The 12,757-nt window shown below is 66.0% G+C and carries 15 protein-coding genes; 14 read left to right on the top strand and 1 reads right to left on the bottom strand.

All coding sequences use genetic code 11. The annotated features are described in order from the left end of the window. The 14 genes from B3873_RS22995 to B3873_RS22930 all read left to right on the top strand — a co-directional run. Positions 1-340, top strand: a 340-nt coding sequence (locus B3873_RS22995; protein WP_286869259.1) for an aromatic amino acid lyase, incomplete at its 5' end; no start/stop codon positions are given. Beyond that, positions 333-797, top strand: a complete 465-nt coding sequence (locus tag B3873_RS22990) for an acyl-CoA thioesterase (protein ID WP_039787290.1) — start codon at positions 333-335, stop codon at positions 795-797. The genes B3873_RS22995 and B3873_RS22990, both read left to right, overlap by 8 nt. Then, positions 794-1,405: an outer membrane lipoprotein carrier protein LolA gene (locus B3873_RS22985; protein WP_276842177.1), complete on the top strand. Its 612-nt coding sequence runs from the start codon at positions 794-796 to the stop codon at positions 1,403-1,405. Before B3873_RS22990 ends, B3873_RS22985 begins: the two co-directional genes overlap by 4 nt. Next, positions 1,398-3,821, top strand: coding sequence for an MMPL family transporter (locus B3873_RS22980; protein WP_286869257.1), 2,424 nt, complete (start codon positions 1,398-1,400; stop codon positions 3,819-3,821). The genes B3873_RS22985 and B3873_RS22980 overlap by 8 nt, the downstream gene beginning before the upstream one ends. Beyond that, complete coding sequence (locus B3873_RS22975) at positions 3,818-4,387, top strand: DUF3261 domain-containing protein (RefSeq protein WP_286869256.1); 570 nt, start codon at positions 3,818-3,820, stop codon at positions 4,385-4,387. The genes B3873_RS22980 and B3873_RS22975 overlap by 4 nt, the downstream gene beginning before the upstream one ends. Positions 4,388-4,400: 13 nt before the next feature. Continuing rightward, positions 4,401-5,600 (top strand): beta-ketoacyl-[acyl-carrier-protein] synthase family protein, encoded by a 1,200-nt coding sequence (locus tag B3873_RS22970; RefSeq protein WP_286869254.1) that lies wholly within the window; start codon positions 4,401-4,403, stop codon positions 5,598-5,600. Further along, complete coding sequence (locus B3873_RS22965; protein WP_039787284.1) at positions 5,597-6,070, top strand: hotdog family protein; 474 nt, start codon at positions 5,597-5,599, stop codon at positions 6,068-6,070. The genes B3873_RS22970 and B3873_RS22965 overlap by 4 nt, the downstream gene beginning before the upstream one ends. Beyond that, on the top strand, positions 6,067-6,804 hold the full coding sequence (fabG, locus tag B3873_RS22960) for a 3-oxoacyl-ACP reductase FabG (protein ID WP_039787283.1): 738 nt from the start codon (positions 6,067-6,069) through the stop codon (positions 6,802-6,804). Before B3873_RS22965 ends, fabG begins: the two co-directional genes overlap by 4 nt. Then, positions 6,801-8,045 carry a beta-ketoacyl-ACP synthase gene (locus tag B3873_RS22955; protein ID WP_039787282.1) on the top strand — a complete coding sequence of 415 codons (1,245 nt, stop codon included), beginning with the start codon at positions 6,801-6,803 and terminating at the stop codon, positions 8,043-8,045. Before fabG ends, B3873_RS22955 begins: the two co-directional genes overlap by 4 nt. Before the next feature lie 60 nt (positions 8,046-8,105). Further along, the gene (locus B3873_RS22950) at positions 8,106-8,549 is read left to right on the top strand and encodes a hypothetical protein (protein ID WP_039787281.1); all 444 of its coding nucleotides are present in this window, start codon (positions 8,106-8,108) and stop codon (positions 8,547-8,549) included. 6 nt (positions 8,550-8,555) lie between these two features. Continuing rightward, positions 8,556-9,263, top strand: coding sequence for a 4'-phosphopantetheinyl transferase family protein (locus B3873_RS22945; RefSeq protein WP_286869252.1), 708 nt, complete (start codon positions 8,556-8,558; stop codon positions 9,261-9,263). 154 nt (positions 9,264-9,417) lie between these two features. After that, a complete protein-coding gene (locus tag B3873_RS22940) occupies positions 9,418-10,188 on the top strand; it encodes a hypothetical protein (protein WP_286869251.1) in 771 nt (256 codons plus the stop codon). Between the two features lie 138 nt (positions 10,189-10,326). Next, the gene (locus B3873_RS22935; protein ID WP_286869249.1) at positions 10,327-10,602 is read left to right on the top strand and encodes a type II toxin-antitoxin system Phd/YefM family antitoxin; all 276 of its coding nucleotides are present in this window, start codon (positions 10,327-10,329) and stop codon (positions 10,600-10,602) included. Beyond that, the gene (locus B3873_RS22930) at positions 10,602-10,943 is read left to right on the top strand and encodes a type II toxin-antitoxin system RelE/ParE family toxin (protein ID WP_348745692.1); all 342 of its coding nucleotides are present in this window, start codon (positions 10,602-10,604) and stop codon (positions 10,941-10,943) included. The genes B3873_RS22935 and B3873_RS22930 overlap by 1 nt, the downstream gene beginning before the upstream one ends. 30 nt (positions 10,944-10,973) lie before the next feature. Here B3873_RS22930 and B3873_RS22925 read toward each other — a convergent pair whose 3' ends face one another. Beyond that, on the bottom strand, positions 10,974-12,710 hold the full coding sequence (locus tag B3873_RS22925; protein ID WP_286869247.1) for a tannase/feruloyl esterase family alpha/beta hydrolase: 1,737 nt from the start codon (positions 12,708-12,710) through the stop codon (positions 10,974-10,976). Between the last annotated feature and the right edge of the window lie 47 nt (positions 12,711-12,757).

The raw sequence follows: 12,757 nt of genomic DNA, 5'->3' as shown, positions 1-12,757 counted from the left end.
CATGCCGGCCTCGGTCTTCTCGCGCTCCACCGAATGCCACAATCAGGACAAGGTCAGCATGGGCACGATTGCCGCACGCGATTGCCTGCGCGTGCTGGAGCTGACCGAACAGGTCGCCGCCGCCCTGCTGATCACGGTGCGCCAGGGTGTCTGGTTGCGCAGCCAGCGCCAGCAGGCCGGCGACACGCCCTTGCAGGATCTGCCCGCTGGCCGCCTGGCCGCCATGCAGGCCGCGCTGGCCGAAGACATTGCCGTGGTCGATGAAGACCGCATGCTGGAGCCCGACCTGCGCCTGCTGCTGCAGCGTATCCGCGCCCAGGCCTGGAGCCTGTATGAGTGAGACCGTCCTGCCGGCGGGCAAAGTCACCCTGGCCAATTCCCCGTGGCGCGGCGAAGTCGAATTGCAGATCCAGTTCTATGACCTGGATCCGATGGAAATCGTCTGGCATGGCCGCTACGTCGAATACATGGAAGCCGCGCGCTGCGCCCTGCTCGATGGCCTGGGCTACAACTATCCGGCCATGAAGGAATCCGGCTATGGCTGGCCGGTGATCGATCTGCACCTGCGCTATGCCGCACCGGCCCGCTTCGGCCAGCGCATCCGCGTGAGTGCGGCCATCGTCGAATGGGAAAACCGCCTGCGCATCGATTACCTCATCAGCGACGCCGCCAGCGGCGCACGCCTGACCCGCGCCTCCACCGTCCAGGTGGCGGTGCAGATGAACAACCACGAGATGTGCTTCGTATCGCCCCCGGTACTGTGGCACAAGCTCGGACTGACGCCTCCTGCCCCATGAACGCAAGAACCTTCCTCGTCTCCCTGGCCTGGCTGGCCGTGCTGCCCGCCGCTCACGCCGCCGCCCCGGTGCAACAGATCCAGGCCACCCTGGCCAAGCCGGCCGTGATGTGCGGACGCTTCGACCAGACCAAGCAACTGACCGGCATCAAGAAGCCGCTGCAGGCCCAGGGCCGCTTCTGCGTGCTCAAGGGCCGGGGCATCCTGTGGCAGACACTGCAGCCCTTCCCCAGCACCCTGCGCATCACGCGCGAGGCCATCGTGCAGATCCAGGATGGCCGCGTGGCCATGAAGCTCGATGCGCAACAGGAGCCGGTGGTCAAGATGATCAACAGCGTGCTGTTCTCCCTGCTGGCCGGCGACCTGAGCCAGCTCGATACGCTCTTCGAACTCGATGGCAGCCTGCGCGAGGGCCATTGGCAGGTCGCGCTCAAGGCGCGCCAGCCGGCACTGGCCAAGGCCATCGGCGACATCAGCCTGGCCGGTGCCAGCTATGTGGAAAAGGTCGACATGAAGGAAGCCAGCGGCGACCGCACCGAGATCCGTTTTTCGGCCATCAAGACCGGCGAGGGTGCGATGACGGCCGACGAAGGAGCCCTGTTTGACTAAGCCCGCGCGCCGCCAGCCGCGCCTGCTGGCGCTGGCCTGGCTGCTGGCGGTGCTGCTGGTGGCCGGCCACAATGCCTGGCTGTGGCTGGGCCAGCGCGCCAGTCCCGATACCGACATCCTGGCCCTGCTGCCGGGCGCCGGTGGCCGCGATGCGGTACGCCAGCAAGCCTTCTCGCACATGGTCGATGCGGCCCAGCAGAAGCTGGTGGTGCTGATCGGCGACCGCGACTGGAGCCGGGCCCAGGCCGGCGCACAGGCTTACCTCACGGTCTTGCGCGCGCACTCCGGCCTGATCGCCCCGATCAGCGGCGACAACGCGCAATGGCAAAACCAGTGGCTCGACAGCCTGGCGGGCAGCCGCAGCCTGCTGCTCAGTGAGGCCCAGCGCGCCCAGCTGGCAAGCGGCACCCCGCAGGCATGGAGCCAGCGCGCCTTGAGCGGCCTGTACGGCGCGTTCGGCGGCCCCCGCCTGGGTGCCTGGCAGGATGATCCTTTCGGACTCTTCAGCGACTGGGTACAGGAACGCGCCAGGGAGACGCCCGTGCGCCCGCGCGACGGCCAGCTCTTCGTCGAGCGCGATGGCGTGAGCTACGCCCTGCTGCTCCTGGAACTGAAGGCCCCGGCGTTTTCCATGCAGGCGCAGGAGCAGATCGTGCCGCTGCTGGCGCAGGCGCGCCAGGCGGCCCGCAGCCAGGCCAGCGAGGTCATCACCGGCGGCGTGGTCCTGCATGCGGCCGCTGCCAGCGCCCAGGCCGGCAGCGAAAGCGCCACCATCGGTGCCGGCTCGCTGCTGGGCATCCTGCTGCTGATGTGGCTGAGCTTCCGCTCGCTCAAGCCGATTCTCTACATCGCCCTGTCCATCGCCGTCGGCTGCCTCGGTGCGCTGTCGGTGAGCATGCTGCTGTTCGGGAAGATCCATCTGCTGACGCTGGTATTCGGTGCCAGCCTGATCGGCATCGCCCAGGACTACGGGATCTACTTTCTCTGCGCGCGCCTGGCCGCGCCGGTCACGCAGGACTCGACCGCTCTGCTGCGCCGCCTGTTGCCGGGGCTGGCGCTGATGCTGCTGGCGGCACTGATCGGCTATCTCGGCATGGCCCTGACGCCCTTCCCCGGCCTGCAGCAAATGGCCGTGTTCTCGGCCCTGGGACTGGTGTTTGCCTGGCTGACGGTGGCCTGCTGGTTCCCCCGCCTGATCGGTCCGCACAGCCTGCGTGCCAGTGCGCAAGCGCAGCGCTTCGGCCAAAGCATCGCCCGCTGGCCTGACCTGCTGGGCGGCGTGGCCTGGCACCTGGTCCTGCCGGCGGCGGTGGCGCTGATCGGGCTGGCCATCGCCGGCATCACGCGTCTGCACAGCAGCGACGACATCCGCGCCTTGCAGAACAGTCCGCCGGCCTTGCTGCAGGATCAGATCCGCATCAGCCAGTTGCTGGACATGGCCGCCCCGGTCCAGTTCTACCTGGTGCGCGGAGCCTCGCCCGAGGCCGTATTGCGGCAGGAAGAAGCCCTGCGCGAGAAGCTGCAACCCCTGGTGCAAGGCAAGCTCATCAGTGGCGTACAGGCGGTGTCCAACTGGGTCCCCTCGCAACAGCGCCAGCAGGACAACCTGACCCTGCTGCGGCGCGCGCTGCTGGAGCCACAAGCTGCCACGCCCGACGCCGTCACCCTCACCGCGCAAGCCATCGATGAAAGCCCGCAATGGGCGCAAGCGTTGCGCCAGCGCATGCTGGACAAGGCCCAGCCGCTCACCCCGGCAGAATTCCTGGCCACCCCGGCCGGTACCGCCTCGCGCCACCTCTGGCTGGGACAAGTGGACGGCCAGTTCGCCAGCATCGTGGCCCTGCGCGGCCTGACCGACTATCGCCAGCTGGACCGCCTGGCCGCCGTGGCCGATGGACTGCCGGGCGTGCAATGGGTGGACAAGGTGGGCGACATTTCGGCCGTGCTGCGCCAATACCGCATCACCATGGGCTGGGCGCTGCTGTGTGCCTACGCCGCCATCTTCGCCCTGCTGGCCCTGCGCTACCGCCGCCGCGCCTGGCGCGCGCTGGCCCCGCCCCTGCTGGCCTCGCTGCTGACGCTGGGCCTGTTCGGCTGGCTGGGCCTGCCGCTGCAGCTGTTCCACGTCCTGGCCGGACTGCTGGTGCTGGGGCTGGGCGTGGACTACGGCATCTTCCTGCTGGAAGCCTCCGGCCACCAGCGCCCCCACGCCTGGCTGACCGTGGGCCTGTCGGCCGCCAGCGCATTGCTGTCCTTCGGTTTGCTGGCCCTGAGCCACAGCCCGCCGCTGCACGCTTTCGGCCTGACCATGCTGTGCGGCATGCTGCTGGTGTGGCTGCTGGCCCCTCTGTTCACCCATCCCGGCCGCGAACCGCTCCAGGTTCAGCGCGCACAGCCGGACAAGGAATCCGCATGAAACCCTCCCGCCTGCTGGCCGCCGTGAGTGCCGCCACCCTCCTGCTGCTGGGCGGCTGTGCCAGCCCGCCACCCCCGGATACGCGCCCGTCTGCGCGCCTGTCCCTGCGTTTGCCGCCGGCCGCGCTGGGCCAGGACATCAGCCTGCAGCAACACCTGACGGTGGAGCGCGGCAACCGTGTCGACCAGCTCGACACGGCGCTGGAAATCGATGCCAGCCATGTCGACCTGGTCGGCCTGGCGTTTGGCCAGCGTGTCATGTCGCTTCACTATGACGGCCAGCAATTGCAGGTCTGGCGCCACCCCATGCTGCCCAGCCAGGTGCAAGGTGAAGATGTACTGCAGGACGTCCAGCTGACCCTGTGGCCGGCTGACGCCATCCGCCAGGCCCTTCCCGAGGGCTGGGAGTTGCGCGAAGCCCGGGCTCAACGTACCCTCCTGCTCCACGGCGAAACGATTGCCGTGATCGACTACCCCGACCAGCGCCGCTGGGGAGGCAAAGTGATCCTGAACAATCTGCGTTACCACTACAAGCTGACCATCCAGTCGGTGGTGACCTCTGAATGACATCGCCACACGCATGAGCCTTTATCTGAACGCCCTCGGCATGGTCTGTCCGCTCGGCAGCACGCATGAGGCCATCCGCGCGCGCCTGTTGGCCGGCCACAGCGGCCTGCGCGCCGATGCGCGCTACCGCGATGCCCAGGGCGTGCCGCTGGCCCTGGGCGCGGTGACCGATGACACGCTCCTTCCCGCAGACGACCACCTGCCGCTGCGCGAGCGCAGCCGCAACAACCGCCTGGCGCTGGCCGCGCTGGAACGTATCCGTCCCCAGGTCGATGCCGCCATCGCCCGGTACGGTGCAGAACGCATCGGCATCGTGCTGGGCACCAGCACCTCCGGCATCGCCGAGGGCGAAACCGCCTTTGCAGCGCGTGCCGCCAGCGGCAGCTTCCCGCCCGGCTACCACTACGGCCAGCAGGAGCTGGGGTCGCCGGCCACCGCGCTGCAAATGACGCTGGGCACCAGCGGTCCGGCCTACGTGCAATCGAGCGCCTGCGCTTCCAGCGGCAAGGCCATCGCCAGCGCCGCGCGCCTGCTCAACATGGGCCTGTGCGATGCCGTCCTCTGCGGCGGGGTCGATACCTTGTGCGAATTCACCATCTCCGGCTTCACGGCGCTGGAATCGGTAAGCAGCGAACCCTGCAATCCGCTCTCGCTGCATCGCTGCGGCATCAACATCGGCGAGGGTGCGGCGCTGTTCCTGCTCACGCGCGAACCCGCACCGGTCCGGCTCAGTGGCTGGGGCGAGTCTTCCGACGCCTATCACATCTCGGCCCCCGATCCCGAAGGCCGGGGCGCGCAACTGGCCATCGGCCAGGCCCTGCGCCGCGCCGGACTCGATGCCGCCCAGATCGATTACATCAACCTGCACGGGACGGCCACGGCGCAGAACGATGCGATGGAATCACGGGTGGTGCAGACACTGTTCGGGCTCGAGGTGCCGGTGAGTTCGACCAAGCCCTTCACCGGCCATACCCTGGGTGCGGCCAGCGCCATCGAAGCCGGCTTGTGCTGGCTGCTGATGCAGGATGACAACCCGCAGGGCCTGCTGCCGCCCCACCTGTGGGATGGCGTTGCCGATCCGGCGCTGCCGCCGTTGGCTCCGGTCAAGGTCGGCCAGCGCCTCGGCAGGCCACTGCAGCACGTACTCTCCAATTCATTCGCCTTTGGCGGCAGCAATGTCGCGCTGGTCTTTTCGCGCGAGGAAAACGCATGAGCTCGCTTGCGCACGGCATCCCGCCGGTAGAGCAGTTGTTGCCGCACGCTGCGCCGATGATTCTCATCGACCGCGTGGTCGCAGTGAGTGAAGACCGGCTGCAGGCCGAGCTGGAGATCCGTCCCGAGAGCCTGTTCCACAACGGCACTGGCGTGGGCGCCTGGGTCGGCATCGAATACATGGCCCAGAGCATCGCAGCCTGGGCCGGTTATCAGGAACGGATCAAGGGCGGCCACGCCAAGATCGGTTTCCTGCTGGGGGCACGCCGCTATGGCTGCAGCGTGCCGGAGTTCGCCACCGGCATGCGGCTGGGTGTATCGGTGCAGTTGCTGCTGCAGGCGGAGAACGGACTGGGTTCCTTCGAGTGCCGCATCACCGACCTGGCGACCCAACAAGAACTGGCGCAAGCCACCGTGTCGGTATTCCAGCCGCACGATGCAACACACTATCTTCAAGAAGGCATGGCATGACCACATCGGGAGCACACAGCATTTTCGTTACCGGCTCAAGCCGGGGCATCGGCCGCGCCATCGCGCTGCGCCTGGCACGCGAGGGATATGACATCGTCCTGCATTGCCACGCCCGGCGCGATGCTGCCGACCAGGTCGCCGCCGAGATCGCCGCGCTGGGCCGCCAGACCCGCGTGCTGCAATTCGACGTGGCCCATCGCGAACAGGCCGCGCAGGCCCTGCTGGCCGATGTGGAACAGCACGGCTGCTACTACGGCGTGGTCTGCAATGCCGGCATCACCCGCGACAACGCCTTCCCCGCCATGCCCGGCGAGGACTGGGACAGCGTGCTGCGCACCAACCTCGATGGCTTCTACAACGTGCTCAATCCGCTGGTCATGCCCATGGTGCGGCGGCGGGCGGCCGGCCGCATCGTGACCCTGGCCTCGGTGTCGGGCCTGATCGGCAATCGCGGCCAGGTCAACTACAGCGCCGCCAAGGCCGGTGTCATCGGTGCCACCAAGGCACTGGCGCTGGAGCTGGCCAAGCGCGACATCACCGTCAATTGCGTCGCACCCGGCCTGATCGATACCGACATGACCGAAGACGCGCCCGTCGACGAGATCCTCAAGCTGATCCCCGCGCGCCGCGCCGGCAAACCCGAAGAAGTGGCCGCCGCCGTGGCCTTCCTGATGTCACCCGATGCGGCCTACATCACGCGCCAGGTGATCTCGGTCAATGGAGGCCTGGCATGACGCGCCCTCTCAACGAGCGCCGGGTGGTGGTCACCGGCATGGCCGGCATCAGTCCCATCGGCACCGACTGGAACAGCGCGCTGGCGCATCTGCAGACCCTGCGCAATGCCGTGCAGCGCATGCCCGGATGGGATGAATACATCGGCCTGCACACCCGCCTGGGGGCCCCGGCCGTGGAGTTTTCGCTGTCCGAACGCTACAACCGCAAGACCACCCGCAGCATGGGCCGGGTCGCCCTGATGGCCACGCGCGCCAGCGAATGGGCACTGGCCGATGCGGGGCTGCTGGAAGATCCGCTGCTCAAGAGCGGCCAGTTGGGTATCGCCTACGGATCTTCGGCCGGTACGCCCAATGCCATTGCCGACTTCGCCATGATGTTCGCCGAAAAGAACACCCGCGACATCAATGCCAACACCTACCTCAAAATGATGGCGCATACGGCACCGGTGAACATGGGCGTGTTCTTCGGCATCACCGGCCGCATCATCACCACCTCCAGCGCCTGCACCTCGGGCAGCCAGGGCATCGGCTATGCCTATGAAACCATCCGCAGCGCGCGCCAGGTGGCGATGGTGGCCGGCGGTTCCGAAGAACTGTGCGCCACCGAAGCGGCCGTCTTCGACACCCTCTACGCCACCAGCGTGCGCAACGACACGCCGCAGCTCACCCCCAGCCCCTTCGACCGCGACCGCGACGGCCTGGTGCTGGGCGAAGGGGCCGGCAGCCTGATCCTGGAAGACCTGGAACACGCCCAGGCACGCGGTGCCCGCATTTATGCCGAGATCGTCGGCTTCGGCACCAACAGCGACGGTGCCCACGTCACCAATCCCAATGCAGCCACCATGCAGGCGGCCATCCAGATGGCGCTGGACGACGCCGGCTTGCCGCCCTCGGCCATCGGCTACATCAATGCGCACGGCACCGGCACCCGCCAGGGCGACATGGCCGAAACCCAGGCCACCGCGCGCGTGTTCGGAAACGGTACGCCGATCAGCTCGCTCAAGAGCTACATGGGCCACACCCTCGGGGCCTGCGGCGCGCTGGAAGCCTGGCTGTCCATCGAGATGATGCGCCACGGCTGGTTCGCCCCCACCATCAACCTGCAGCAGCCCGACCCGGAGTGCGGCGAGCTGGACTACCTCACCGGCGATGGCCGGGCGCTGCAGTGCGAGTACGTGATGTCGAACAACTTTGCTTTCGGCGGCATCAACACCTCGCTGATCTTCAAGCGCTGGCCCTGACGCTCGCCTGCCCCTTCTGCCCTCCCTCTGCATCCCCTCATGACAAGGAAAACAAGCGATATGAAGACAATTTCCATCACCCTCGCACTCACCCTGGCGCTGGCCGCCGCCCTGCCGGCCCAGGCGCGCGATACCAAGCACCTGCTGCCGCTGGACAGTACCGCCGACATGAAGGACAAGGAAGGAATCCTGGATGGCTCGGTCAAGTTCTACTTTGCCGGCCAGGCGCACCCGGCAGTGCTGGAGAAGATCGCCACCGACGTCACCAACCAGAAGACCAATGCCGTCGGCAAGAGTGATGAAGAGGCCTGCAAGTGGGTCTTCCTCTCGGCGCTGGTACAGCTGCACAAGAAGGCCCGCGAGCTGGGCGGCAATGGCGTGGTCAACATCGTGAGCTATTACAAGAAGAATGAAATGGCCAGCGCCACCCAGTTCGAATGCCACGCCGGTGCCACCATGGCCGGTGTCGCCCTCAAGGGCGACATCGTCAAGCTGGGCCAGTAAGCCGCCATGCCATCCACCGTTGCCTGGGTCGTGGATGGCCGCGCCTTCGTCGGCGCGGACGCGTGCCCGGCCACGCTGGGGCGGCTGGCTGCGATCCTGTCTCCGGATGAGCGCACGCGCCTGCAAGGCTTCCTGCGCCCGCAGCGCGCCTGCGAATTCCTGCTGGCGCGGCTGCTGATGCGGCATGCGCTGATGCAGGCCAGCGGTTGCCGCCTGGACGATATCGAAGTGAGCGAACGGCACGGTGCCGCCCCGCTGGTGCGCATCGCCGGTGCGCCCGCCGATGGCATCACACAGCCAGCGGCCAGCCTCTCGCACAGCCGTGGCTGGATCGCCTGCGGCGTGAGCGTAGGCACGCAGATCGGAGTGGACATCGAAGCACCGGCTCCCGAACGCGACCTGTCTTCACTGGCCGATCTCGCCTTCACGCCGCAAGAATTGTCCGGCCTGGCAGAGCTCAGCGGGGACGAACGGGAAGCCGCCTTCTATCGCCTGTGGTGTGGCAAGGAGGCCGATTACAAATTTCGTCACAATGCCGCCCGGCACGAAGGTGCCATGGCCGCCGATGCCACGCCATTTCTGCATCACGAGCAAGGAACGCACTATCACCTGTGCGTATGTACTGCAAAGCCGGCGCGGCAGCATCGTACCCAAGACCTTGCGCTGAAGGCGCTGCTGGAGATGGCGGCTAGCAGTACGGCGCTGGGAGCGTAGCCAGAAGCCAGCAATACAGTGGCAATACACAAGCAAGACCAAAGCAATACAGCAGCAAACCGGAGCAATACACCTTCGCATGGCGCGAGCAATACAGTGGCACTCCGGAGCAACACACAAGACCTACAACCAGCAGACACTTCAAGGGGAAATCATGTCCGCATCACGCACCTGGCTGCTCGCAGCCGGCACACTTCTGTTGACCACCGCCTGCTCCACGCCGGAAGAGCGGATGGCAAAGCTGCAGATCAAGCAGCAGCGGTTGGAGATCAAGGCGCAGCAAGCAGCACAGCGCAACGAGGCCCGCAATGAATTGCACAACAAGGTTCAGGCAAGCGCAGTGACCGACCAGCGCGGACCGTACGAGAACGTGATCAAGGCCCTGGCCAGCTGCGACGCCAGCTTTGCGGCCACCTTGCGCCAGTTCTCCGGCAGCCTGCCGCCGGCCTTCGTAGTCACGCTCAAGGGCCCGGTAGCCAGCATCGATGTGCCGGATCGTCGCACACCCGGCAGCAACCGCATTGCGGCCGCTGGCAGCGCTCAGGCCTACGGCCAGACCCTGAGCGGCTATTACGATGAGCGCACGGAAAGCAACGGCCAGTTGCAGAAGATGAGCTGGGGCTTCTACAGCCCGGCCACCCCGGAACAACTGGCCAAGGTGCTGGGCGCGGCCATCCCCAACTTCAAGCGCACCAGCCGCGAACTGGACGGCAACTACGTGCGCATGGAAATCTTCGATCGCGGCGGCTGGCACCGCACGACGCGCTTCGACTATTACCGCGGCCAGTCCAACGTGCTGGGGGAACGGACTCTGGTCATCGAACCTTCGCGCGACCCCGCCTTCCCCGGCAGCCGCATCGGCTGCTCGGTGCGCGGTGCACAAGTGGCGCAGTTCCAGGATGAGTTGCGGCCTGAGGTGGATTGAGACCAGGACAGCAGGACGACCGGCCGCGGCCGTTAAACCGCTTTCGCGGTGCGGGAAATCCTTGTGCAAGATGCCCGCCGTCTTGCACAAGGACCATAAAAAGACTATATTAAGCCCACCCCAATCAGGAGCACGGCCATGCGCTACTCATCCCAAGTCAAACCGATCAGCTATCTCAAGGCCAATGCCGCCGACGTGCTGACACATTTAGCCGAGCAGCGCCAGCCGTTGGTCATCACCCAAAATGGCGAAGCCAAGGCCGTTCTGCAAGACCTTGCTTCCTATGAAGAAACTCAGGAAACGCTCGCCTTGCTGAAAATCCTGGCGCTTGGCAATCAGGATGTGGCTGCCGGCAAGCTCACGCCGGTAGGCGATGTCGTTGCCAAGCTGCGTGCCAAGCGTACGGCTGAATGATGAAAAGCAAGTCTGCAAGATTCGAAGTCCTGCTGACCAAGGGTGCGGAGCGGGACCTGGAAGCCATCCATGACTACATCTCTGAATTCGACTGTTTGGCCAACGCCGACCATGTCCTCGATCAGTTGATGGATGTTGTAGAGAGTCTGTCGAGCTTCCCTGAACGTGGCAGCTTTCCAAAGGAGCTGGTCAGTCTTGGCATCAAAGAATATCGTCAGACTCTCTTCAAGCCTTACCGCGTGATCTACCGCGTCACCGGGCAGCAGGTCCTGATTTACGTGATCGCAGACGGTCGCCGTGACATGCAATCCGTGTTGGCGGCGCGCCTGCTGAGCGCCTGAAGACGCTCCCGCAAGAAGCACATCAACGCCTCACCGCCCCACACAAACAAAACTCCCCGCCTCATTCACGGACCCGCTCCCCCGATACTGCGGCCATGCCGGATAAGGGCATAACGGCCGGCTGCGCCCCGGTACCGCAGTGGTATCCACCACGATCTGATCCACCGGGGCCTTCCCCTGCTCCACCCATTGCTCCAGCGCAGTCAATGAATCCCAGGACGCATTGAAAGCCGTACCAAACACGTGCCCATAGCCGGGGATCTCGTAATAACGCACGAAGCCTTCAAGCTGCTGTTCCCCCATCGCCTTCTGCAAGCGCCCCAGATACTGCCGCGTGGCCTGCGTGCTGACCAGCGCATCGGCCGTGCCATGCGCGATCAGGATCTTGCCGCCCTTGTTGCGGAAGGCCGAGAGATCAGTCTGATTCACATCCTGCAAGCCGTTCAACGCCACCACCCGCGCCTGATACCCGCCCGGCCGCAGCGGATCCAGCGCCAGCGGATTGAAGTTCACATCGCGCGTAACGAAGTAGCGCACCCACTGATCCCAGAACGTGCTGTGATACGGCGGACTGCCTTTGCTGCTCACGCCCGGCATCGGATTGGCGGGCTGCTCGGTGCCCAGTCCCAGTGTCTGGATGATGGCCTGGAAAGGACCGCCTGTGCCCATGCCCCAATCCGTGCCCCAGGTGTTGAATCCTGGATACCGCGTCTCGCCGCTGGCCAGTGGATAAGGCAACTCCAGCGGCGTACTGAAGACCTTGAAGGCAGCAATCTGCGCGTCCGACAGGCAACCGTCGCCGCCCTCGCCTCCGCCTTCGCAACGCAAGGGCTTGCCGTTGAGCGAGGCCGTGGCCGGATCGAAACGCGCATTGCAGGCATCAACGTTGCTGATGATGCCATCGGCCACGCCATCAAGACGGTCACACGCCGCCATGGCGGCATCGAAGAGGAGCTTGCGCTTGGCCGCATCGGGATAGGCCCCCGGCTGCGCCATGGCCTGCGTCATGCGGCCAAACTGCAGGTTCAGTGCGACGGCATTCCAGGCCGGATACAAGGCTATTACCCCATCCACATCAGAGGGCCAGCGACTGGCCATGGCCAGGGCTTCACGTCCGCCCGTGGAGCCGCCGGCGAAATACACCCGTGCAGGCCGCTGTCCATAATGGGCGGTGACGATGGCCAGCGCCGCGTCGCGCGTTTTCTTCAAGGCATCGCCCGCGAAATTGCGCAAGGCTTCGTCGTTGCTGCCAAACGAACCATCGCGCGACGTGGTGGCATTGGCCTGGTGGCCGGAATCGCTGGCGAAGGTGGCATAGCCGCGCCCCAAGGGACCGGGCTGCGTGGCCGCGCCCGCAGGGACGTTGGCGGCCACGTCCGGAATGGTGCCGTCATAGCCGCCACCACCGAACATCAGGGCCTTTCCATTCCACTGCGCAGGCAGGTCCACCTGGAAACGGATCGCCGGTGCAGCGGGATCGACCGGACTGATCACGCCGCTCACCTTGCAGTAAGCACCGATGGCCTTGGCGCCCTCGCCGCTGGCGGCCACGGTCTCGGTGGCGGTCACGCGCGCACCGCGCGTAGCCAGGCCAATGGCCGCGGCCGGAAGGGTGAAGGTACGCAAGGCGGTGCAGCTTTGTGGCGTGCTCACCGGCGTGTCGGTGACAGGCTTCTCGGGCGCGCTGCTGCATGCGGCCAGCAGCGCGATGAGGCAAGGACTCAACAAGGCCGGATACAGCATGGGCCTGCGGGTGGTTCGTGGCATGGCGGTCTCCTGATGGTCTCAACGTTGTCTACGTAACGCTTGCACCG

Source organism: Herbaspirillum sp. UBA812 (genome assembly GCF_002296545.1).
Lineage (GTDB): Bacteria > Pseudomonadota > Gammaproteobacteria > Burkholderiales > Burkholderiaceae_D > Herbaspirillum > Herbaspirillum huttiense.
This window is presented reverse-complemented; position numbering and strand designations above follow the sequence as displayed.

What these genes read in the sequence shown, in the direction of transcription:
- B3873_RS22990 (WP_039787290.1), top strand. Translation starts at nt 333, where the DNA reads ATGAGTGAGACCGTCCTGCCGGCGGGCAAAGTCACCCTGGCCAATTCC.
- B3873_RS22985 (WP_276842177.1), top strand. Translation starts at nt 794, where the DNA reads ATGAACGCAAGAACCTTCCTCGTCTCCCTGGCCTGGCTGGCCGTGCTG.
- B3873_RS22975 (WP_286869256.1), top strand. Translation starts at nt 3,818, where the DNA reads ATGAAACCCTCCCGCCTGCTGGCCGCCGTGAGTGCCGCCACCCTCCTG.
- B3873_RS22970 (WP_286869254.1), top strand. Translation starts at nt 4,401, where the DNA reads ATGAGCCTTTATCTGAACGCCCTCGGCATGGTCTGTCCGCTCGGCAGC.
- B3873_RS22965 (WP_039787284.1), top strand. Translation starts at nt 5,597, where the DNA reads ATGAGCTCGCTTGCGCACGGCATCCCGCCGGTAGAGCAGTTGTTGCCG.
- fabG (WP_039787283.1), top strand. Translation starts at nt 6,067, where the DNA reads ATGACCACATCGGGAGCACACAGCATTTTCGTTACCGGCTCAAGCCGG.
- B3873_RS22955 (WP_039787282.1), top strand. Translation starts at nt 6,801, where the DNA reads ATGACGCGCCCTCTCAACGAGCGCCGGGTGGTGGTCACCGGCATGGCC.
- B3873_RS22950 (WP_039787281.1), top strand. Translation starts at nt 8,106, where the DNA reads ATGAAGACAATTTCCATCACCCTCGCACTCACCCTGGCGCTGGCCGCC.
- B3873_RS22945 (WP_286869252.1), top strand. Translation starts at nt 8,556, where the DNA reads ATGCCATCCACCGTTGCCTGGGTCGTGGATGGCCGCGCCTTCGTCGGC.
- B3873_RS22940 (WP_286869251.1), top strand. Translation starts at nt 9,418, where the DNA reads ATGTCCGCATCACGCACCTGGCTGCTCGCAGCCGGCACACTTCTGTTG.
- B3873_RS22935 (WP_286869249.1), top strand. Translation starts at nt 10,327, where the DNA reads ATGCGCTACTCATCCCAAGTCAAACCGATCAGCTATCTCAAGGCCAAT.
- B3873_RS22930 (WP_348745692.1), top strand. Translation starts at nt 10,602, where the DNA reads ATGAAAAGCAAGTCTGCAAGATTCGAAGTCCTGCTGACCAAGGGTGCG.
- B3873_RS22925 (WP_286869247.1), bottom strand. Translation starts at nt 12,710, where the DNA reads ATGCCACGAACCACCCGCAGGCCCATGCTGTATCCGGCCTTGTTGAGT.